This window comes from Micromonospora sp. M61 (assembly GCF_018070245.1).
GTDB classification, from domain to species: Bacteria; Actinomycetota; Actinomycetes; order Mycobacteriales; family Micromonosporaceae; genus Micromonospora; species Micromonospora zamorensis.
Map to the genome: position 1 here is coordinate 31,177 of NZ_JAGPYA010000011.1, position 20,740 is coordinate 51,916.

Annotated in this window: 20 protein-coding genes; 5 read left to right on the plus strand and 15 right to left on the minus strand. The window is 72.7% G+C overall.

Translation table 11 applies throughout. From position 1 onward, the window contains the following. Positions 1-7 precede the first annotated feature (7 nt). Together KBX34_RS08600 and KBX34_RS08605 are read right to left on the minus strand one after the other, a co-directional pair. Positions 8-1,219: a cytochrome P450 gene (locus KBX34_RS08600; protein ID WP_210789467.1), complete on the minus strand. Its 1,212-nt coding sequence runs from the start codon at positions 1,217-1,219 to the stop codon at positions 8-10. A 64-nt stretch (positions 1,220-1,283) separates the two neighbouring features. After that, on the minus strand, positions 1,284-2,561 hold the full coding sequence (locus KBX34_RS08605) for an SGNH/GDSL hydrolase family protein (protein WP_210924414.1): 1,278 nt from the start codon (positions 2,559-2,561) through the stop codon (positions 1,284-1,286). Between the two features lie 304 nt (positions 2,562-2,865). Here KBX34_RS08605 and KBX34_RS08610 point away from each other — a divergent pair, with 304 nt between their 5' ends. From KBX34_RS08610 to KBX34_RS08625, 4 genes are all read left to right on the plus strand, one after another. Then, complete coding sequence (locus tag KBX34_RS08610; protein ID WP_210924304.1) at positions 2,866-4,419, plus strand: class I adenylate-forming enzyme family protein; 1,554 nt, start codon at positions 2,866-2,868, stop codon at positions 4,417-4,419. Then, positions 4,416-5,639 (plus strand): MFS transporter, encoded by a 1,224-nt coding sequence (locus KBX34_RS08615; RefSeq protein WP_210924306.1) that lies wholly within the window; start codon positions 4,416-4,418, stop codon positions 5,637-5,639. The genes KBX34_RS08610 and KBX34_RS08615 overlap by 4 nt, the downstream gene beginning before the upstream one ends. A 53-nt stretch (positions 5,640-5,692) precedes the next feature. Then, complete coding sequence (locus KBX34_RS08620; RefSeq protein ID WP_210924307.1) at positions 5,693-6,097, plus strand: MmcQ/YjbR family DNA-binding protein; 405 nt, start codon at positions 5,693-5,695, stop codon at positions 6,095-6,097. Positions 6,098-6,288: 191 nt separating this feature from the next. Further along, positions 6,289-6,966, plus strand: coding sequence for an SGNH/GDSL hydrolase family protein (locus KBX34_RS08625; RefSeq protein WP_210789480.1), 678 nt, complete (start codon positions 6,289-6,291; stop codon positions 6,964-6,966). A gap of 136 nt (positions 6,967-7,102) precedes the next feature. On the opposite strand, the gene KBX34_RS08630 is transcribed toward KBX34_RS08625, so the two are convergent. The 12 genes from KBX34_RS08630 to KBX34_RS08685 all read right to left on the minus strand — a co-directional run bounded on the left by KBX34_RS08630 (position 7,103) and on the right by KBX34_RS08685 (position 18,424). Next, positions 7,103-8,461 (minus strand): hypothetical protein, encoded by a 1,359-nt coding sequence (locus KBX34_RS08630; RefSeq protein ID WP_210924309.1) that lies wholly within the window; start codon positions 8,459-8,461, stop codon positions 7,103-7,105. Continuing rightward, positions 8,458-9,426 carry an alpha-ketoacid dehydrogenase subunit beta gene (locus tag KBX34_RS08635; protein WP_210924310.1) on the minus strand — a complete coding sequence of 323 codons (969 nt, stop codon included), beginning with the start codon at positions 9,424-9,426 and terminating at the stop codon, positions 8,458-8,460. The genes KBX34_RS08630 and KBX34_RS08635 overlap by 4 nt, the downstream gene beginning before the upstream one ends. 55 nt (positions 9,427-9,481) lie before the next feature. Further along, on the minus strand, positions 9,482-10,453 hold the full coding sequence (locus KBX34_RS08640; RefSeq protein ID WP_210789489.1) for a thiamine pyrophosphate-dependent dehydrogenase E1 component subunit alpha: 972 nt from the start codon (positions 10,451-10,453) through the stop codon (positions 9,482-9,484). Further along, positions 10,450-11,241, minus strand: a complete 792-nt coding sequence (locus KBX34_RS08645) for a DUF3050 domain-containing protein (protein WP_210924311.1) — start codon at positions 11,239-11,241, stop codon at positions 10,450-10,452. The genes KBX34_RS08640 and KBX34_RS08645 overlap by 4 nt, the downstream gene beginning before the upstream one ends. 1 nt (position 11,242) lies before the next feature. Next, entirely contained in the window at positions 11,243-12,172 is a 930-nt protein-coding gene (locus tag KBX34_RS08650; protein ID WP_088948343.1) for a phytanoyl-CoA dioxygenase family protein, read from the minus strand. Beyond that, positions 12,169-13,260 carry a 4-hydroxyphenylpyruvate dioxygenase gene (gene hppD / locus KBX34_RS08655; RefSeq protein ID WP_141909546.1) on the minus strand — a complete coding sequence of 364 codons (1,092 nt, stop codon included), beginning with the start codon at positions 13,258-13,260 and terminating at the stop codon, positions 12,169-12,171. The genes KBX34_RS08650 and hppD overlap by 4 nt, the downstream gene beginning before the upstream one ends. Positions 13,261-13,334: 74 nt before the next feature. Beyond that, on the minus strand, positions 13,335-14,573 hold the full coding sequence (locus KBX34_RS08660; RefSeq protein ID WP_088948345.1) for a beta-ketoacyl synthase: 1,239 nt from the start codon (positions 14,571-14,573) through the stop codon (positions 13,335-13,337). A gap of 52 nt (positions 14,574-14,625) precedes the next feature. Further along, complete coding sequence (locus tag KBX34_RS08665; protein WP_210924312.1) at positions 14,626-16,242, minus strand: class I adenylate-forming enzyme family protein; 1,617 nt, start codon at positions 16,240-16,242, stop codon at positions 14,626-14,628. Continuing rightward, positions 16,239-16,730: a beta-ketoacyl synthase chain length factor gene (locus tag KBX34_RS08670; RefSeq protein WP_210790774.1), complete on the minus strand. Its 492-nt coding sequence runs from the start codon at positions 16,728-16,730 to the stop codon at positions 16,239-16,241. The genes KBX34_RS08665 and KBX34_RS08670 overlap by 4 nt, the downstream gene beginning before the upstream one ends. Positions 16,731-16,810: 80 nt before the next feature. Further along, complete coding sequence (locus tag KBX34_RS08675; RefSeq protein WP_210789499.1) at positions 16,811-17,920, minus strand: beta-ketoacyl synthase; 1,110 nt, start codon at positions 17,918-17,920, stop codon at positions 16,811-16,813. Then, the gene (locus tag KBX34_RS08680; RefSeq protein WP_088948349.1) at positions 17,913-18,158 is read right to left on the minus strand and encodes a hypothetical protein; all 246 of its coding nucleotides are present in this window, start codon (positions 18,156-18,158) and stop codon (positions 17,913-17,915) included. The genes KBX34_RS08675 and KBX34_RS08680 overlap by 8 nt, the downstream gene beginning before the upstream one ends. Further along, positions 18,158-18,424 carry an acyl carrier protein gene (locus tag KBX34_RS08685; RefSeq protein ID WP_088948350.1) on the minus strand — a complete coding sequence of 89 codons (267 nt, stop codon included), beginning with the start codon at positions 18,422-18,424 and terminating at the stop codon, positions 18,158-18,160. Before KBX34_RS08685 ends, KBX34_RS08680 begins: the two co-directional genes overlap by 1 nt. Positions 18,425-18,439: 15 nt before the next feature. On the opposite strand from KBX34_RS08685, the gene KBX34_RS08690 reads away from it, so the two are divergent. Beyond that, positions 18,440-19,195: a 4'-phosphopantetheinyl transferase superfamily protein gene (locus tag KBX34_RS08690; RefSeq protein WP_210924313.1), complete on the plus strand. Its 756-nt coding sequence runs from the start codon at positions 18,440-18,442 to the stop codon at positions 19,193-19,195. Here the strand turns inward: KBX34_RS08690 and KBX34_RS08695 are convergent. Beyond that, positions 19,090-20,439: a class I adenylate-forming enzyme family protein gene (locus KBX34_RS08695; protein ID WP_210924314.1), complete on the minus strand. Its 1,350-nt coding sequence runs from the start codon at positions 20,437-20,439 to the stop codon at positions 19,090-19,092. The genes KBX34_RS08690 and KBX34_RS08695 overlap by 106 nt on opposite strands. Positions 20,440-20,740: the final 301 nt, after the last annotated feature.

Consider the following 20,740-nt stretch of genomic DNA (forward strand, 5'->3'; position numbering starts at 1 on the left):
GTCGCTCCTATCCGCCGGTGCTGACGAGCAGCTTGTCGATGCCGCGCAGGAACAGGCTGCCGCTGTACGTCGGCGTCTCGGTGACGGTCAGCTCGGGGAACCGGGCGAACAGGCGGGGCAGCGCGAGGCGGCCCTCCAGTCGGGACACCGCCGCGCCGAGACAGAAGTGCAGACCCACCCCGAAGGCCAACGACGGCGGGCCGGGTCGGGTCGGGTCGAAGACGTCCGGGTCCGGGAACCGTGCCGGGTCCCGGTTGGCCGCCCCGATGATGATCAGCACGTTGTCGTCCCGGGCGACCGGCACATCACCCAGCACCATGTCGGCCGGCGCGGCACGGGCCAGGAAGTGCACGGGGCTCTCCAACCGCAGCACCTCGTCGACGCAGCCCGCGGTCAGCTTGTCGTCGGTGGGCATCGCCGCGACCGTCTCCGGGTGGGCCAGCAGCAACGGCATCCCGTTGCTGAACATGTAGACGGTGGTGACGAAGCTGGCGTTGAACAGCACGATCAGGTTGCTGACCAGCTCCTCCTCGGTCAGCTCCACCTCACCCGAGTCGAGGGCCTCCACCAGCCCACTCAGCAGGTCGTCCCCGGGCACCCTGCGGCGGTGCGCCAGCAGTTCCCGGTAGAAGACCCGCAGCTCCTCGGCCGCGGTGTTGGCGGCGGCCAGACGTTCCGGGGTCTTCCCGGCGACGTCCAGGAACTCGTCGATCCATTCCACCCGCTCGCGATACCACGCCAACTCCGCCACCGGGATGCCGATGAACTCGGCCATCACCAGCGCCGGGACCGGGTACGCGAAGTCCGCCACGAAGTCCACCACGGCGTTTCCGGCGTCGGCCATCCGGTCCAGCAGCTCGTCGACCACCCGCAGGATCACCGGTTCCAGCGCGCCCAACCGGCGCGGGGTGAAGGTGCGGGAGAACACGTGCCGCATCCGCGTGTGGTCGGGCGGGTTCACGAACATCATCGACGTCTGGAAGGTGCGCAGGATCTCCTGCTCCTGCCAGCCCGGCGGCGGCTGTTTGGTCCACTCCGGATCGCGCAGCAACCCGTCGACGAGGTCGTAGCCGACCGCCACCGCCGCCACCGTGCGGTGCTCGGCCCGGGCCGGGACCGCGCTGACCGGCCCGAGCTTGTGCAGGCCTGCGTACCACGGGTACGGGTTCTGTCGGCCCTGCTCGCTGTACAGGCCGGTGAGCAACTCCTGCGCCGTCACGACGCGCTCCTCCCCAGGATGTCGGTGCCGGGGCGGCGAGGATCACCCGCCGCCCCGGCCGGTGTCACAGGCCGAGCAGCCGCAGCGGCACAGCGTTCGCCAGCGCCTGGTTGCCGGCGTCGTTCGGGTGGATGTGGTCACCCGAGTCGTACGCGGGCAGCAGCTGACTGGGTCGCGCCGGGTCGCGCAGCACCCGGTCGAAGTCGAGCAGCCCGTCGAACTCGCGGCTGCCGCGCAGGTACGTGTTCACCGCCTGCCGGGTGGCTTCCTTCTGTGGAGTCCACACGCCGGGCGCCCCGTGCCCCTCGTACGGGGTCAGCGTGGCCACCAGGCTGGTCAGCCCCCGCTGCTGGAGCTGCTGGTTGATCTGCCGCAGGGTGGCGATGATCGCCTCGGGTGAGTCGTTGGACATCCAGATGTCGTTGATGCCCAGGTGGGTGACGACAGTGCGCACCCCGGTCTGGGGAAAGACGTCCTCGTTGAGCCGGGCCGCCGCGTTCGGGCCGAGCTGGTAGTAGCCGGGGTAGTTGCCGTCGCCCGGCTCGGTGCCCTCGTGGTTGAGGCGGTTGCCGGCCAGGCTGAGGTTGAGCACGCCCGGGGTGCGCGGGTCCGGCCGGTCGGCGAGCAGCCGGTCGGAGAGCAGGTCGGGCCAGCGTCGATTGGCGTTGACGGTGCTGCCGTTGCCGTCACCGATGGAGTCACTGAGCACCACCACCGCGCCCGGGGTGGCCCTGCGCTGCACGTCGATCCCGGAGAGGAAGAACCAGCAGCAGGTGGGGCGGGTGGTGAACCCGGTGCCCTCGGCGGCACCGGTCAGGTCGCCGGCGCCGATGAAGTTGGCCTGCTGCGACTGCCCGTGGAAGGTGGTCGGGCCGGTCGGCGTCGGGAAGTGCACTGTGACCACCAGGTCGCTGTCGTCTGCGACCGGGAACGTCAGCGGGTCGCTGAGCAGCTCCGCGCCCCGGTTCATGGTCGCCGAGGCGTTGTCGGTGAAGGTCAGCGGGCGCACCGAGGCCGGATCGATGTCGGAGAGGTCGTCGGCGGTGGCGGTGTTGGGTCGGGCGACGGTGGCCCGACCGACCGCTACCGCCTGCTCGCCGTAGAGGTTGCTCAGACGGACCCGCAGCGCCGGACCGCCCACCGAGACGTGCACGATCATCCGTACGCTCTGGTTGTTCAGGCCGGTGTTGGTCAGCCCGACCGAGTTGCCCCGGGTGACCGCGGTGGCCCAGCTGCCCGCCCACTCGGAGCGGTCCGGTCGGGCGGCGGCGGTCCCGGACGGACCGGCGCTGGCGACGACCGCGGGTGTGCCTGTGACCAGCAGCGCGGCCGCGGCGGCGATGACGTGCCATCTCTTCGGGGTCGACATTGAACCTCCATCGTGTGGCAGCCCAGGGCCGTCCGCTGACGGCGCCCGCCTGGACGATGGTCCAGAAACCTAGCCGCCGCCGCTGACGGGCGTCAATCAACCTGATCGACGCGATCAAATGTCCGGCGGGCCTGTCGGATCGCCCCGTCGGCACGGTTCCGACCAACCGTTACCGGCCTAGGCTCGCAGGCGGCGGGCTCACCGGAGCGCGCGCCACCGTCGCGTCGCCACCGGGCGCTGCCCGGGGACCGCCGCTTTCTCGGATGGGGGCAGTCGGATGACTGACGGACCTGGGCACACCTACGTGGACCGAGTGCTGGATCTCTTCGCCGGCTTCGGTGACCGGGAGGCACTGGTCGGCGGGGACCGCCGGCTCACCTACACCGAGGCCGCCGTGCTGGTGCGGACAATGGCCGCGACGCTGACCCGGCACGGCGTACGCCCCGGTGCGGCGGTGCTGGTGACAGTGGCGAACGCGGTCGAGGGCCCGTTGCTTCAGCTCGCGCTGCATCTCATCGGCTGCCGGACCATGTGGGTCGCGCCGGTGACCGCGCGCCGGGAGGTCGACGAGTTCATCCGCCTGGCCCGCCCGGACGCCCTCGTCTACGACGCCCGGGACCCGGCCGGTCTCGGCCCGGACCTGGCCGCCGCGCTGCCCGGCACACCGGTGTGCTGTCTCGGCCCGGGGGGCGCCGGCCCGGACCTCACCGCCGACGCCGACGCGGCGGAACTGCCGACGAGCGTGCCGGCACCGGAGTCGTTCCTGCAGACCAGCGGCACCACCGGCAGCCCCAAGCTGGTGCACCACCGGGAGAGCTTCTACGCGCAGATCCTCACCCTGGCCGCCGACTTCCGCGCTGCCGGGTTCCCGCTGCTGCGGCACCTGTCGCACTCGCCGATGTGGTTGGCCAGCGGGCAGATCACCACCCTGTTCAACCTGTTCACCGGCGGGGTGCTGTTCCTGCGCGACGACTGGGACCCGGTGGCGTTCGTGGACAAAGTGCAGCGGGAGCGGATCAACTCCACCTTCGTCACCCCGCCGATGCTCTACGAGGTGCTGGACCACCCGGCGCTGGTCGGCGCGGACTTCAGCGCCATGTTCATGTTCAACGTGGGAGCGGGTCCCGCCGCGCCCGCCCGGCTGCGCCAGGCCATCGCGCGGTTCGGCCCGGTGCTGCGCATCGTGTACGGCCTCAGCGAAGCCGTGGTGATCACCGCGCTGCCGGGGTTGACCGATGACCCGGAGCACCCGGAGCGGCTGCGGTCCTGCGGTCGACCCTATGGCGACGTGCGGATCGAGATCCGCGACGACGACGGCACGGTGCTGCCGCCGGGGCGTGACGGCGAGGTGTGGGTGCAGACCCGACTGAGCTTCGCCGGCTACCATGGCCAGCCCGAGCTGACCGCGCAGACGCTGGTCGACGGCTGGGTGCGTACCCGCGACATCGGGCACCTCGACGACGACGGTTACCTCTACCTGGTCGACCGCGCGCACGACATGATCGTCACGCACCGGCGGAACTGGGCGATCTTCTGCCGCCCCATCGAGGACGTGCTGGCCGGGCATCCCCAGGTGCGGGCCGCCGCCGTGATCGGCGTACCGGACGACACCGTCGGCGAGGTCCCGTACGCGTACGTCGTGGTCGCCCCGGACGCCACGGTCACCGGCGCCGAGCTGATCGACCTGGTGACCGCGGAGCTCAACGAGATGTGGGCGCCGGCCGCTGTGGAGTTCGTCGAGGTGTTGCCGGTGAACCGGTCGGTCAAGGTGGACAAACGGGCGCTGCGCGAGCGGTACGCGGCGCGTCGGGCGGCGGCGGTCGGGGCGTGACCCCCCGCCGGCAACTGGTCGTCCTGGTCGGCGCGGACCTGATCTCCAACCTGGGCACCCGCATCTCGGTGGTGACCATCCCGTGGCTGGTGCTGGTCACCACCGGCAGCCCGACCAAGATGGGCCTGGTCGCGTTCGCCGAGACCCTGCCGTACCTGCTGTCCAGCGCGCTGGGCACGCCCTGGGCGGACCGGATCGGCCTGCGCCGCACGTCCATCCTCTGTGACGCCGGCAGCGCGGTGGCCATGGTGGTCGTCGCGCTGACCCCGTGGTTGGGTTTCGGTTCGCTGGTGGCGCTGGTGGCGCTGGCCGGCGCGCTGCGCGGCATCGGGGACCGGGTGAAGCACGTGATGTTCCGGCCGGTCGCCGAGGCCGCCGGGGTGCCGCTGATCCGGCTGACCTCGGCGTACGACGGGCTGAGCCGGGTGGTGACCCTCTTCGGCGCCGCAGTGGGCGGCGTGCTGATCGCCGCGTTCGGGGTGACCGAGGCGATCCTCATCGACGCGGCCAGCTTCGGTGTCTGCGCGCTGCTGATCGGTGTCCTGGTCCGGCCACCGGCCCCGCCGGCGAAGCCCGCCGAGCCGGAGAGCTACCTGCGCGCGCTGCGTGCGGGATTCGGCTACCTGGGCCGGGACCGGCCGCTGCTCAGCATGCTGCTGGTCATCTCGGCGCTGAACATGGTGGCCAACGCCAGTGTGGCCGTCTACATCCCGGTCTGGGTCGCCCGGGAGCTGCACGGGCCCAGCGGGCTCGGTCTGGTGCTGGCGGCGTTCTCGGCGGGCGCGCTGCTGGGCAACGTCGTCTTCACCGCGCTCGGGCCGAGGCTGCCCCGCCGGCTGACGTTCCTGGTCGGGGCGCTGATCGCCGGCACACCCCGGCTGGTCGCACTGGCGATCAGCGACGAACTGCCGGTGGTGCTCCTGGTGACCTTCCTGTCCGGCATCGGCATAGCGGCGGTCAACCCGCTGCTCGGGGTGGCGCTCTACGAGCGGGTGCCGGCGGAGTTGCAGACCCGGGTGATCGGCATCGCCGGTTCGCTGGCCTTCGTCGGTCTGCCGGTCGGTGCGCTGCTCGGCGGCTGGTCGGTGGACGCGCTGGGTCTCACCCCGGCGCTGCTGACCATGGCGGTGGCGTGCCTGCTGGTCAGCGCGTACCCGCTGCTGACCCGGCCGTCCGAGCCGAGGACACCGACGCGGCCCACCCCTGCCGTCGCGCCCTGACAGTTGGGCTCGCACGAGCACACTGCAGCCCGCTGGGCGCGTACCGTGTGGACATGCCGAGCTGGGAGGACGTCCGCCGGATCGCGCTCGCTCTGCCGGAGACCACCGAGCGTCCGTCGTACGACGGGTTGCCGGCCTGGCGGGTCCGGGACAAGCCGTTCGTCTGGGAGCGACCGCTGCGCCGCGCGGACCTCGACGCCCTCGGTGACGCCGCGCCCGACGGCCCGCTGCTCGGCGTACGGGTGGCCGACCTCGGCGTCAAGGAAGCCCTGCTCGCCGACGACCCGGCGGTCTACCTCACCACCTCGCACTTCGACGGGTACCCGGCGGTGCTGGTCCGGCTCGACCGGATCAGCATGTCCGAGTTGACCGAGGTGGTCACCGAGGCGTGGTATTCCCGCGCCCCGAAACGCCTCGCCGCCGCCCACCGCGCCGATCAGGAGCCCACGAACGCCTAGACCGCGTCAGCGGGTGGCCGGGGCGGCGTGTTCGCTGCGGCAGCGGGGGCAGCGCAGGCGCGCTCCGACACCACCGCGCCGGCGACGCCAACTCGACAGCGCCGCGAGGTGCTCGGCTGGCGTTGGGCTGATGGCAGGGCGGGCGCCTGGCGGGCCTGGCCGGGCGGGCGGTGGTCGGTTAGCGTGCCGGAATGGCATCGACGTTGGCCGAATCGACTGATCCGTACTGCCTGCGTGCCGGCGAGGCCGCCGAGCTGCTGCGCGGGCACCCGTGGCGGCGATTCATCGCGCTGGGCGACAGCGTGGTCGAGGGCAGCTGCGAGCCGACGCCCGGCTACTCGGACGTGCAGTGGGCCGACCGGGTCGCCAGCGAACTGGACGCCGCCCGCCCGGGTCTGGCGTACCTCAATCTCGGCCGCAGCGGGCTGCGCGCGCACCAGGTGCGAGCCGAGCAGCTCGCGCCGGCGCTGGCCTTCGCGCCCGACCTGGCGCTGGTGGTCTGCGGTGGCAACGACGCCTTCCGCCCGGCGTACGACGCGGACGCGGTCGACGCGGAGCTGACCGCGATGATCATTGCGCTGCGGGACGTCGGCGCGCACGTGATCACGGTGGGGATGTTCGACGTCTCGTACAGCCCGGCGGTCCCGGAGGCCCTGCGCCCCGGCCTGCGGGAGCGGATGCGCCGCCTGTCCGCGCGCACCGCGCGGCTCGCCGAGCGCCTGGGCACCGTCCACGTGCACCTGACCGATCACCCGCTGACGGCCGACCCGACCCTCTACAGCACCGACGGCCGACACGGCAGCGCCCGCAGCGACGCCATAGCAACGGCCGAAACCCTCCGCGCCCTCTCCCCCCACCGCCGCCCCTGACCGACCCCGCGCCCCCCGGTCCCCACCCGGTGATCAAGAGGTTTCGGTCACGACACGCCAGGTCCGGTGACGCAAACCTCTTGATCACCGGGGCGATCGCGTGGGGGGCGTGGTGGGCGTGGGGGGCGTGGGGGGGTCAGTCCTTCAGGAGGACTCCGGTCATCAGGACGCCGTGGGCCAGGTTGAGGACTCCGTCGCAGCCGGGGTAGCCGACCCTCGCCAAGCCGCCGGAAGCGTGCCGGCCGAACAGGTACGGGGCGAGGGAGTACGGCACCTCTGCCGTCACCGTCTCGCCCGTTTCGATCTGCACGAAGTCCATCGACACCCGGTCGGTCGGCAGGTACTCCTGAAGGATCGCGCCGCCCTGGTCGACGGCGGCCCGTACCCCGTCGGCCCAGTCCGTCGGGGTCAACTCGGGGCCGAGCAGCACGCCGTGCCCTGCGGAACCGTCGGCCGGTTTGGCCACCAGCTTCGCCTGGTCGGCGATCGCCCGGTCGAGCACCGCGGCGGTCAGCGGCACCGTGTACGGCACGTGCCGACGAATCAGCGTCTGGTCGTCGGCGGGCAGACCGCCCATGTCCTCCCACAGCCACGCAAAGGTGATCTTGTTGCCGAGCAGCCAGGCCGCCGCCGAGACGAACATCGGCAGCGTGCCCGCCGCGAGGGCACCGGCCACCGCGTCCAGGCCGGCGGTCGGGGTGACCCGGTTGGGCACGAACAGCCGGAACAGCGCGTCGACCGGCGCGCCGTCGACCACCAGGCGACTGTCGGCGTCCAGGGTGGCGGTGGAGACCGGGGCGATGACCAGGTCGATGCCGAAGTCCCGGGCCCGTACGGCCAGTGGGTCGAGGATCCGGATGAACGTCTGCGGGTCGTCCAGACCGGGGTAGTCGGAGTCGAAGTCCATCAGCAGCGCCACCCGGGCGCCGTCGGGCAACCGCAGCTCCTCGCGGATCGCCACGAACCGTTGGTCGAGCAGTGACGGTGCGGCCCGCGCCGGCAGGTCGTCCAGGATGCCCTGCTCCTGGTAGAGCCGTGCGAACCGCTGGATCACGGTGTCGGCGTCGAAGCCGCCACCGAGGCTGCTGTCGATGTTGTACTCGACGAACTTCGGCACCCCCGCCGAGAAGATCACGTCCGGCCGGTACGCGGCCAGCAGCGCCTCGCTCAGCGGCTCCGACTCGTCCAGCAGGCGGGTCTCCCCCGCCGGTACGTCGAGCAGCCGGCGCAGCTCACCGGCGGTGCCCGCCCGACGACGACAGGCGTCGAGGATCAGCTGGGCGAGCCGGTCGCAGACCTCGTTCAGCTGCCGCCAGGCGTCGGCGGTCAGGACCGGGGGGCGGGCCAGCCGCCACTGCTTGTTGTAGGTGGCCCGGCCGTGGAAGACCTGCTCCCAGGCCGCCGCCCCACTGGTCACCATGGCTCGTCGGGCCGGCTCCGGCAGGTCGGTCCAGGCTCGGTCGGCCGCCGGCCACGCGTAGTTGGGGTCGATCATGATCCGTCCTTCATGGTCAGGTGGATGGCGGTGGCGAGCTGGTCCCGGGACGGTTGCACGGCCCGGTCCAACGCCGGCGCGAACGGCAGCACCGCCCCGTCCGGGCGGGTGACCCGGCGGGGAGGGGCGAGCAGTCGGACGCGCTCCACCACCGAGGCGATGATCTCGGCGGCCATGCCGCAGGAGCGGTTGGCGTCGTCGAGCACCACGAGCCGCCCGGTGCGCGCCACCGACTCGGTGAGGCCGTCGATGTCGAACGGGTACAGCGTGCGCGGGTCGAACACCTCCACCGAGACCTGGTCGGCCAGCTCCTCGGCCACCGCGAGCGCGTCGTGCACCAGGTGCCCGACCGCGACCACTGTGACGTCGTCGCCGAAGCGGTGGATCCGGCCCCGGCCCAGCGGCACCGGGGTCAGGTCCTCGACGTCCTCCCGCAGGTCCATCGCGCCAGCCGGGGCGAACACCACCACCGGGTCGTCGTGGCGGATCGCGGTGACCAGCAGCCCGTACGCGTCGGCCGGGGTGGCCGGCACGACGGTGACCACGCCGACGTGCGCGAAGAGGCTGTACGGCTGGTCGGAGTGCTGCCCGGCCCAGCCGGTGCGCGAGCCGGAGCCGGGGACCAGGTAGGTGACCGGGACGGCGCACTGCCCACCGGTCATCAGTGGGAACTTGTGGGCGTGGTTGACGATCTGCTCGAAGACCAGGAACAGCAGCGACGGGATCTGGAACTCGATCACCGGCCGCAACCCGGCCAGCGCCGCGCCGGTGGCGAAGCTGGTGAACGCCTGCTCGGACAGCGGGGTGTCGCGTAGCCGCTCGGTCCCGAAGCGCTTGGCCAGGCCGGTGGTCACCATCGACGCCCCGACCTGGACGTCCTCGCCGAGCAGGAACACCGCCTCGTCGCGGGTCAGCTCGTCGGCGAGTGCCCGGGTCAGCGCCCGGCGGTACGACAGTCGGGGCACCTCAGCCACCTCCGGTGCGGACGGTCATTCAGCCACCTCCGGTGCATGCGGTCATTCAGCCACCTCCGGTGCGGGCGGTCATGCCGCTGGCGTACAGGTAGGCCAGGGCATCGGCCGGGTCGGGTTGTGGGCTGGCCAGGGCGAAACGCACGGCCGCGTCGAGGGTTTCCTCGACCTCGGCGTCCACTGCGGCACGGTCGACGTCGGAGAGGCGCTCACCCTGGATACGCACCGGGTCGCGGGCCCGACCCCGGGTCACCTCGTCGGGCGGGCGGTAGTCGAGGCGTACCGCGTGCTCGAAGGTGTGGTGGACGTCGAAGCGGTAGGTACGGGCCTCGATCAGCTCGGGACCGCCGCCGGCGCGCATCCGGTCGACGGCGGCGGCCGCGGCGACGCGTACCGTCTCGGGGTCCTGGCCGTCGACCTGGGCGGCCGGGACGCCGAACGCGGCGGCCCGGCCGGTGATGCTGCCGGCCACCGCGCCGGCGACCGGCATGGTGGTGGCGTAGCCGTTGTTCTCGCAGACGAACAGCACCGGCACCCGCCAGAGCGCGGCCAGGTTGAACGCCTCCAGCAGCATCCCCTCGTTGACCGCGCCGTCGCCGAAGAAGCTCACCCCGACGGTGTCGCGCCCCCGACGGCGGTGGGCCCAGACCGCACCCGTGATGATCGCCCCGGAGGCCCCCACGATGGCGTTGGCGCCGAGCACGCCGAGGCTGAAGTCGGCGGCGTGCATCGAGCCACCCCGCCCGGCGTTGAGGCCGGTGACCCGACCGCACAGCTCGGCGAGCATCCGGGCCGGGTCCGCGCCCCGGGCCAGGACGTGCCCGTGTCCGCGATGGGTGCCGGCGATCACGTCGTCGGCACCCAGGGCGGCGCAGACGCCGGCGGCGATCCCCTCCTGACCGAGGTACGGGTGGATGCCGCCGACGATCTGCCCGCCGTGGACCAGCTCCACCGCCCGTTCCTCGAACCGGCGGATCAGCCGGACCGTGCGGTAGAGCCGGACCGGGTCGGCGTCGGTCACGCCGGTCCCTTGATGGCGGCGAGGATGTCGTCCCACAGTCGGGCCCGGGCGGTGAGGGCGGTGTTGACCGTGTCGGCGCACTCCTGCCACTTGGTGTCGTCGTCGCCGCACAGGTCGGCGAGCATCTGCATGGCCATCGGGGTGTGCTGTTCGCCGTCGACCTCGATGTGCCGCTCCAGGTAGTCGACGAACGTGTGCAGCCGGTTGCTGCGCTCGTTGACCGAGACGACCTGCGTGAACATGTCCGGGATGAGGTCCTCGCGACCGAACGCGAAGGCCGCCGCCTGGCAGTGCACCGGGGTCGACTCGATGATCCGCCAGGTGGTGGCGGCGAACCTCGCCGACGCGGCCGGCACCCCGGCCTCGGTGAGCGCGTCGGTCACCGGCCGGCCGGCGCGCAGCAGGTCGACGAGGGCGTTCACGGCGGTGGTGTCCGCGCCGGCCTCGACCATGCCCTGCACGTACAGCTCGAAGTGGCTGATGTAGCCGCCGCCCAGCTCGTCGCTCTCCTCGACCATGACGATGTCGTTGATGAGGCGGCGGCTGCCGGTCGGGCCGGTCGGGATCCACGGCACGGTGACGCAGGTCAGCTGCCGTTGCAACGACTTCAGCAGGGACATGAAGTCCCAGACCGCGAAGACGTGGTGCTGCATGAAGGTGACCAGCGCCTCATGGGTGTCCAGGTTGGCGTAGAGCGGGTGCTTGACCACCACGTCACGGCGGTCGGTCACCGCCTTTTCCAGCCGTTCGATGCCCGGGTGGGTCTTACCCCAGTCGTAGCGTGACATGTCAGCCTCCCTGTTGGGCGCGGTGGCGCCAGATGACCGGGCAGTAGTCGGGATCCGCGTAGTCGGGCCGCCCCTCGTGGGTGCGGCGGACCAGCACGTCGTGGTTGTACGCGGCGAGCGTGCCGTCGGAGAGCGGATACTCCCGCCAGGCGTTGTCGCCGTCCTGCAGGTGCAGCGAGATCGCCTGCCGGGGGCGACCGCTGACGTTGGGGCCGCTGCCGTGATAGGTGCGGCAGTGGTGGAAGCTCACGTGTCCCTTGGGGATCACCATGGGGATCTTGCGGATCTCCGCGCCGTTGTACGCGGCGTTCTCGGCCAGCATCTCCTCCAGCTGGCTGCGGTCCCGGTCGGCGAAGTGCCGCACCACTGTGTCGTCGGCGCCGATCTCCTTCCACCGGTGCGAGCCGTCGACCATGGTGATGGTGCCCATCTCCTCCCCACAGTCGTGGAAGGGGATGAACGCGGTGAGCATCTTCTCCGACGACGAGGACGCCCAGTAGTGCTTGTCGAAGTGCCAGGGCACGATGTTGCTCGGCTCGCCGGAGATCGGCGGCTTGTAGATCAGCGTGGACTGGAAGACCCGGATCTCGTCGGCCTGGGCGAGCCGGGCCGCCACCGCCCCGACCAGCGGCTTGCGCAGGATCGCGCCGAGCCCGTCGTGCTCGTGGTGGACGTAGTCGTTGTGCCGTTGCACCGGCCCCGACGACGGCTCCCAGTAGGCCAGCTTCGGGGGCCGCACCGGCAACCGCCGGTCCCGCTCACCGTCGTAGTAGCGCTGAGCGGCGGCGGCGAGGGCGTCCACCTCGTCGTCGGTGAACACCTTCTTCGACAGGTACCAGCCGTGCTCGGCGTAGTGCCGCACGTCGTCGTCGGACGGCAGCAGGGCCTGCTCCTCGGCGGTCAGCGTCGGTTCGTAGCCGGTCACGCTCACGCCCCCACCCCCTGTGGTGTGGCCGCCACCGCGGCCAACTCCCGTTCCTTGGCCTCGTAGAGCGCCTTGATGTTGCCGCTGCCGAAGCCCCGCGCGCCGCGCCGCTCGATCAGCTCCAAAAAGAGCGTGCGGCGTACGTGCATCGACTCGGCGAAGATCTGCAACAGCTGGCCGTCGTGGTCGGAGTCGACCAGCACGCCCAGCTCGCGCAGCCGGTCCAGTGGGGCGTCCACCCGACCGACCCGCGCCTCCAGGGAGTCGTAGTAGCTGCCGGGTGTGCCGGCGAAGCGCACCCCGCGCCGGCCCAACGCCTCGACCGCGGTGAGGATGTCGTCGGTGCGCAGCCCCAGGTGCTGCACTCCCCCGCCGGCGTGCTGGTCCAGGAACGCGTCGATCTGCCCCGGTCGCCGGGCCCGGTCCGGTTCCAGCAGCACCACGGTGACCCGCCCGGACGGGCTCTGCACCACCTTGGAGTTCATCCCCTGCCCGTCGACCTCGATGTGTTCCTCGAAGATCTCCGCGAAGTCGAACAGCTTCTCGAAGTGCCGGACCGTCTCGTCGAGCTGACCGGGCGGCACGCAGACCGCCAGGTGGTCGATCTCGGCGAGCACCGGCGGATGACCCTCCCCGCCGGACGGTGCCGGTGTGATGACGCCGGGCAGGAACTCGGCCCGGTCACCGCGGCGCTGCACCAGCCGGTGCCGCACGTCGGCGAAGCCGTCCACCTCGGCGGTCACCACCTCGGCGTCCGCACCGGTGACGGTGGTCGGTGGCGTCACCCCGGTCGCGCCGCGGCCCACCAGCTCGGCGTACGCGGACGCGACGTCGTCGACCTCGACCGCGACGACGGCGATGCCGTCACCGTGGCGCTGGACGTACCTCGCCGCCGGATGCTCAGCGCTGAGCCCCGAGGTGAGCAGCAGTCGGATGTCGCCGTGGCAGAGCAGCAGCGAGCGCTGCCCTTCCAGCCCGGTCTCCGGGCCACCCTGGCCACAGATCTCGAAGCCGACGGCGGTGCTGAAGTAGAAGGCCGCCTGTCGGGCGTCCCCCACGTAGAGTTCGATGTGGTCGATACCACGGATGTCCATGTCCCCTGAAACCCCTCCCACACGCTTCCCCCCGTGTTGCCGTCCGGGCGCGCCCGCCCGGGATGCCGCGTCGATCACCTCCTCGGCTCGGCGACGCGCGCGAGCAGCAGGCTCACGTTCTGACCGCCGAACCCGAACGAGTTGGTGACCGCGTACTCCGGGTCGGCCTTGCGGGGCGCGCCACGGATGTGGTCCGCCGGGCAGGCCGGGTCCGGGTCGTCGAGGTGGTACGTCGGCGGCAGCAGCCCCCGACCGAGCGCCAGCGCGGTGACCGCCGCCTCCAGGACCCCGGAGGCGCCGAGCAGGTGCCCGGTGAGCGCCTTGGTGGAGCTGACCGGCACCCCGCCGACGCCGAACACGTCGGCGAGGGCGGTGGTCTCCGCGATGTCACCGAGCTTCGTCGCGGTGCCGTGCGCGTTGACGTAGCCGACCGCCGCCGCGGGCACACCGGAGCTGCGCAGCGCGCGCCGGATGCACGCGGCCGCGCCGGCACCGTCCGGGCGGGGTGCGGTCGGGTGGTACGCGTCAGTGGTCGCGCCGTGGCCGGCCACTTCGGCGTACGCGGTGACGCCCCGCGCCGCGGCGTGCTCGGCGCGTTCCAGCACCAGCAGCGCGGCGCCCTCGGCCAGCACGAACCCGCTGCGGGAGGTGTCGAACGGCCGGCTCGCCCGGGCCGGGTCGTCGCCTGCTCTGGCCAGGGCGCGCGCGTTGCCGAAGGTGTCGGCGAAGGTCGGGAACAGCGGTGCCTCGCTGGCCCCGCAGAGCACCACGTCGACCTCTCCGGTGGCGATGAGCCGAACCCCGTCGGCGACCGCCTGGGCACCGGAGGCGCAGGCGGTGCCGACCGACGAGCTGTAGCCGCGGATGCCGTGCGCGATGGCGATCCGCGCCGCCGGCATGTTCGGCAGGATCCCGGTGAGCAGGTACGGGCTGACCGCCGCCCGACCCCGGGCGGCCCGGGCCAGCACCTGCGACTCCAGGGTCGCCATGCCACCGACACCGCCGACGATCACCCCGATCCGGTCGGGGTCGACGTCGCGGCCGACCTCGATGCCGGCGTCGGCGAGCGCGTCGGCGGCGGCGAGGAGTGCGAGCACCACGATCCGGTCCAGCACCCGGGTCTCCGGCCCGGACGCGACGGTGCGCGGGTCGATGTCGGGCAGCAGGCCGGCGACGTCCAACGACTCCCTGACCGGGTGCCCCTCGGGCGGGCGGGTCAGCCCGGAACGGCCGGTGGTCACCGCCTCGAAGGTCTCCTCGACGCCCCGCCCGACCGGGGTGAACAGACCCATCCCCGTGATCAGGGCGGTCACGCCGCCACTCCGCTTCGCTCCGCGCCGGCGCTGAGCTGCCTGATTCGCTCGCTCATGACGCCGCCTCGGTGAGGTAGCGCTCGCGCAGGACCACCTTGCGGACCTTGCCGGTCACCGTGACCGGGATGTCCGCGGAGCGCACCGGCACGACCCGGCGCAGCGTGCCGCCGACGTCCGCGCCCAGTGCGGCGCGGACCCGTTCGGTGCGGTCCTCGGCCTCGTCGGCGCCGGCGGCCAACTCCAGCAGCACGTCGGTGACCACACCGTCGGCCTCGGCGACGATCACCACAGTGCAGTCGGTGACGTCCGGGCAGGCGGCCAGGATGCGCTCCTCGGACAACGCGGTGAACAGGCGTCGGCCGTCACCGGCGTCGACCGAGTCCACCGCCCGGTCCAGGTGGTAGTAGCGCCCCTCGGCGTCGGTGCGGACCAGGTCGCCGGTCAGGTACCAGCCGCGCTGACGGAACCGGTACGTGGTGACCGAGTCGTTCCAGTAGCCACGGAACAGCGACGGCGAGTCGACGCCCAGGAAACCCACCTCGCCGGTCGGCACCGGTTCGCCGTCGGCGTCGAGCACCGCGACCCTGGTGAACTGGTACGGGCGGCCGATGCAGCGGCCGTACCGGTCGGTGTCGGCGCGGTGGGTGATGTGGAACATCGAGTGCCCCATCTCGCTGGAGCCCAGCCCGTCGATGAAGACCGAGCCGGGCACCCGCACCACGCCGTCGCGGGTGACCGTGTCCCGGGAGCCGACCGCGACCAGCCGCCGGATGTGCGGCTCGTGCGAGCAGTCGCCGGTGTTGAACCACAGCCGCACCGAGTCCAGGTCGTACCCGGACAGGTCGAAGCGGGCCAGCTCGGCCCAGGTGACCGAGAAGCCGAACACGCCGTCGGGGTGCCAACGTTGGATCGCGTCGAGCACCCGCTCACCGTCCTGTTCGGACAGCAGCAGCATCTGCGCGGAGTTGCCCAGCGCCTGGTTGACCATCAGCACGGTGGCGGTGTGCGGGGCGGGCAGCGCGTTGAGGATCCGGGTGGTGCCCTGCGCCTGGGGCATGGTGAGCAGGTGCCGGGTCGCGGCGAAGAGGCTGGCGTGCGAGTGCAGCACCGCCTTGGGCACCCCGGTCGTGCCGGAGGTGTGGGTGATCACGATCGGGTCGTCCGGGTGGTGCCGGTAGTGCGCCGGGGCGGCGGACGGGTCACCCATACCGGCCTGCGCGGGGGTGCCGAGCAGGGGTACGCCCAGATCGTGCCCGGCCAGCAGCGCGGTGTGCGCGTCGTCGGCGAGCACACCGACGCCCCGCAGCCGACGGATGTACTCGGCGGCGATCTCGGGACGGAGCTTGCCGTTCATCAGCGCCGGAATCGCCCCGAGGCGGGCCAGCGCCAGGAAACTGAGCACCATGTCGGCGGCGGCGGTGGCCCAGACGGCGACCGGGTCGCGGGGACGTACCCCGCGCTCGTGCAGCCAGGCCGCACGAGCGGCGACGCGCTCGTCGAGCCGACCTAACGTGAGCGGCTCCTCGGCCGGGTGCCCGTCGACGGCCGTGTCGAAGGTCAACCCGGGGCCGTCCGGGTCGGCGCCGTGTGCAAGCACCCGGGCCAGGACGTTACCCGCGCCCACCTCGGTGTCGGCGGCCAACGCGCCCCGCAGTCCTCGTGTCCTCATGGTCGTCCTTCTCCCCCCAGCAGCACCGCGACCGCCTCGGTCGACGCGTCGGGCGCCTGTTCGATCAGGATCAGCAACACCTCGTCGGCGTCGCCGTCGTACCGCAGCAGGTCCGCCTCGGCGGTGCCGTCGGCGTACGGGTCACCGGTCGGGCTCAGGCAGACCACCGGGCCGCGCAGGCCCCAGCGGGCCGCGAGGTGCCCGGCGACGCTGTTGGGCACCGACTGGAAGAAGAACAGTGGGCCGATCCGCCCGCCGGCCTCCACAGTCGCCCGTACGTGCCCCGCGCTGGTGCGGTCGCCACTGGCGCTGACCAGCACGATCGCGGTCCGCCTCCCCGGGGGCACGCCGGCAACCCCGTACCCGCGCCCCAGACACCGCTCCGCCACCGCCGCCACGACCGGCGCGAACTGCGAGGACACGAACCCGGGGACTCCCGGTGCCGGCCCGTCGTCGCCCGCCTCGGGCCACCGCGCCTGCGCCAACACCCTCGTCCCCCGCTCCGCCGACCCCGCAACGACGGGTGCCGTCTCGGGTTCGTCGGGGCGGACGGTGGACGACCGCCCGGTCATGGCGCGCCGACCAGGAGGGCGGTGTTCGCGCCGCCGAACGCCGCGTTGAGGGTCAGCGCGTGCGTCGTGGTCGTCCGGCGAGGGTGGTCCCTGATGACGTCCAGGGGGCACGCCTCGTCCGGGGCCAGCCAGCCGGCGTTGACCGGCAGTTCGCCCTGCCGCAGCGCGAGCGCGGTGACCACCAGTTCGAGCAACCCGGACGCCTCCAGGGCGTGCCCGTGCACCGCCTTCGTGGAGCTGACCGGGACCTGCGCGGCGTGCGCGCCGAGAACCCTGCGCAGGGCTGCCGCCTCGGCGGCGTCACTCTGTGGGGTGCCGGTGGCGTTGGCGTTGACGTAACCGACGGCCTGCGGCGGCAGCCCGGCCCGGCGCAGCGCGGCGTCGACCGCACGGGCCAGGCCGGCGCCGGTCGGGTCCGGCTGGCACGGATGGAACGCGTCCCCGGCCCGCCCCCAGCCCACCACGGTGGCCAGTGGCTCGACGCCCCGCCGCCGCCCGGCGCTGGATTCCAGCACCACCGCGGCCACGCCGTCGCCGAGCAGCAGCCCGCGTCGGTGGGCGCTGAACGGGCGGACCGCCCCGTCCACCGCGAGGGCCCGGCCGGCGTCGAACAACGCGAACTGGTCCGGCTCCACCAGGTAACCGGCGGCGACCACCACCCGGTCGACGTCACCCCGGGCGATCAGGGTCGCCGCGTCGGCCACCGCTGTGCTCGCCGACACGCAGGCGCTGGTGTAGACCCGGGTGTGCCCCGAGAGCCCACACTCCGCGGCGAGCTGGGCGGCGAGCGCACCCGGGGTGGGGCCCGCTCCCGGTGCCGGTCCGCCGTGCACGGCGAGCAGCAGAGCGCACTGCTCGCGCTGCGCACCGGCCAGGCCGGCCGCGCGGCACGCCGCCTCGATCGCGGCGGCCAACTCGTCGCCGAGCGAACCGACCTCGGGCAGGGTTGCCGCCACGGTGACCCGGCGGGCGGCGGTGTCGAAGCGGCGTACCGCGCCGAACGCCGGCACCCCGGCCAGCACGCCGGCGAGCTGCGCCTCGGCGCCCCGACCAAGGGCACTGACCGCGTGTACGCCGGTGAGCTGGGTGACGCGCGGCTCAGCCATCTGCGGGGGTGGTCAGCGACGCCCGGAACACCGCCAGGGCGTCGTCGACGGTGCGGATGCCGGCCAGCTCGTCGTCGGTGAGGTCGAGCTGGCGGTCGAAGCGTTGCTCGACGAGGTGCACCAGCCAGGCCAGCTCCATCGAGCCGATCCGGTCGGGCACCTCGGCGGCCGGTTTCGTGGTGAGTTCGGCGAGCATCGTCAGCAGGTCAGCTCGCCCCAGGTCGGGCTGACCGTCCATCAGGCTTTGTCGCTCGTCGCCTCGGTCACCCGGTTGGCGACCATGGTGGTGAACTCGCCGACCGTCATCAGGGCCAACTGCTCCGACTCGTCGTCGGCGAACGTCACGCCGTACCGGTCCTCGACCCGGACGGACAGGTCGGCCAGGGCGAGCGACTCCAGGTCGACGCCGGCGGGGCCGAGCGTCGTGTCGTCGTCGAGCCCCTCGACGTCGTAGTTCATGTCGGCGAGCTGCTCGACGACGAAGGCGCGGACCTCGGCTCTCATGGATACCCTCTCTGCGTGGGTCAGCCGACGGCGTCCGGTCGGGACACCGCCTACGTGTGGGTCGGTCGGGATACCGGCGGTCAGCCGGATCCGGCCGCTGAGCTGCTGTGCCAGGCGGGACGCCTGCTGCTGGACCGCCCGAGGGCCGAGTTGGTGCTGACGTACGGCCCGGGTGGGCGGCCGCTCGTCCGGGCCAGCGATGACCCGGCCGGGTCGGTCGGGTTGCCGGTCAGCGTCAGCCGCACCGCCGGGCTGGTGGTGGTCGCCGCCCGCCGTGCCGGCGCGATCGGCGTGGACGTGGAGCGGGTGCGCCCGCTGCCCGCGCTCGCGCTGGCCCGCCGCTGGTTCCCGCCCGCCGAGCTGACCTGGTTGGCCGATCGGCCCGAAGCTGGCCGGGCGGTGGACTTCCTGCGGCTGTGGACTGCGAAGGAGGCGGTCGGCAAGGCGCTCGGGCAGGGCCTGCGCGGCGGCGGACTGCGCCGGGAGATGCCGCCCCCGGGGCTGCCGTGGCGACCGGTGCCCGGTGCCGAGACCCTGTGGGTCGGCCACCCGGAGTTGGGCGGTGACCTCGTCCTGGCGGTCGCGGTGCACGCCACCGGGCAGGTCGACGTCGAGGTGGTGCAGCCGACCGGTCACGGTGCCGTCGAGGTGGTGCAGCGGCCCGGTCACGGGGTGGCCGCCGTGCGCAGCGCGTCGGTCGAGCGGACCAGCTTGCCGGTGGTGGTGCGGGGCAACTGGTCGAGCAGGTGCAGCACCCTGGGCCGCTTGTAGCCGGCCAACCGCTCGGTGAGGAGCTTGTCCAGCGTCTCCTCCGACAGCGGGCCGTCGGGTTGGACGTACGCGGTGATGCCGTCGTCCCACACGACCACCGCCGCGGTGACCCCGGGCAGCTCGGCGACTGTCGCCTCCACCTCGGTCAGGTCGACCTTCATCCCGCCCACGGAGACCTGCGAGTCGAGTCGGCCGCGCACGGTGACCAGGCCGGTGGCGGGGTCGACGGTGCCGGCGTCGCGGGTGTGCAGCCAGCCGTCGGCCCAGCGGGTCGGGTCGCTCAGCCCCACGTACGGCGACGCCGGGCAGGACACCCACAGCTCGCCGTTGGTCTCGCGGACCTCGATGCCGGGTGCCGGGACGATCGACGGTCGGTGCGATCCGTGCAGGTCGGTGCCGATCACACCGACCTCGGTCATCCCGTACATGTTGCCCAGCGGTACGCCGTACCGGTCGGTGAACGCCTGGGCGACCGCGGCCGGCACCAGCTCGCCGCCGGTGGTCATCCGCTTGAGCTGCGGCAGCGGACCGGTGGGTCGGGTGGAGGCGAGCAGTCCGATGTGGAACGGCACGCCCAGCACGGTGGCGGGCGTCGCGCCGGCGCTGATCGCGGCCAGCACGGCGTCGCCGCTGAGCCGCGCCGGCGGCACCAGCTCGACCCCGGCGTGCAGGCCGTAGAGCAGGCCGCCGACCAGGCCGAGCACGTGCACCATCGAGGGCAGCAGGATGATCCGTTCGCCGGGCAGTGCCACCCCGTCGATCCGGGTGTAGCGGTGCACCTCGGCAACCAGGTCGGCGGCAGTGCGGCCGATCACCTTGGACGGTCCGGTGGAGCCGGAGCTGAGCTGGATCACGGCGTGGCCACTGACCGCCGGGCCGTCGGCGTACCGGGAGACGCCCTCGGTGACGTCGACGAAGATCCGCAGCGCGCCGCCGCCGCTGCGGACCGGCGCGACGACCACCTGCGGGGTGAGCCGGACCAGCGCGCGGTCCACCTCGTGATCGGTCAGTCGGTGGTCGAGCAGGATCGCCTGCGCCCCGGCGCGCCAGGTCGCCAGGAGGTTCACCACGTACGCCAGTGACGGCGGCAACCGCAGCGCGGCAGCGCCACCGGGGCGCAGTCCGGCCGCTACGAGACGGTCCTGCGCGGCGGTGACCAGCCGGTGCAGGGTGGCGCGGTCGATCGGCTCGGGCAAACGGAGACAAATGTCTGTCGGGCGGCCGGCGAACAGGACTTCGTCCACCCATCCTGGGTCGGTCGCCGTAGGATCTTCTGTCGTCACTGCCGTTCACCGCCCAGCATGAAATAGGGCAAATATGCCCATGACGTACGCTTGTCGGGGTGCTGCGGGGAACCATACGACGCCCCGCGCGGCCATTGCTAGATGCAAATGGCTGGATCAAAAGAGGCGGCCAGCCGGATTGCCGACAGCCCGTTCGACGGGCAGGATCAGGCGCGTGCCTCGGCAGATCGTCACCGTGGGATGACCCCTCGTACAACCGTCGTGCGGCCCCATCCGGACGGCCGATGGTGCCCCCGGGTGA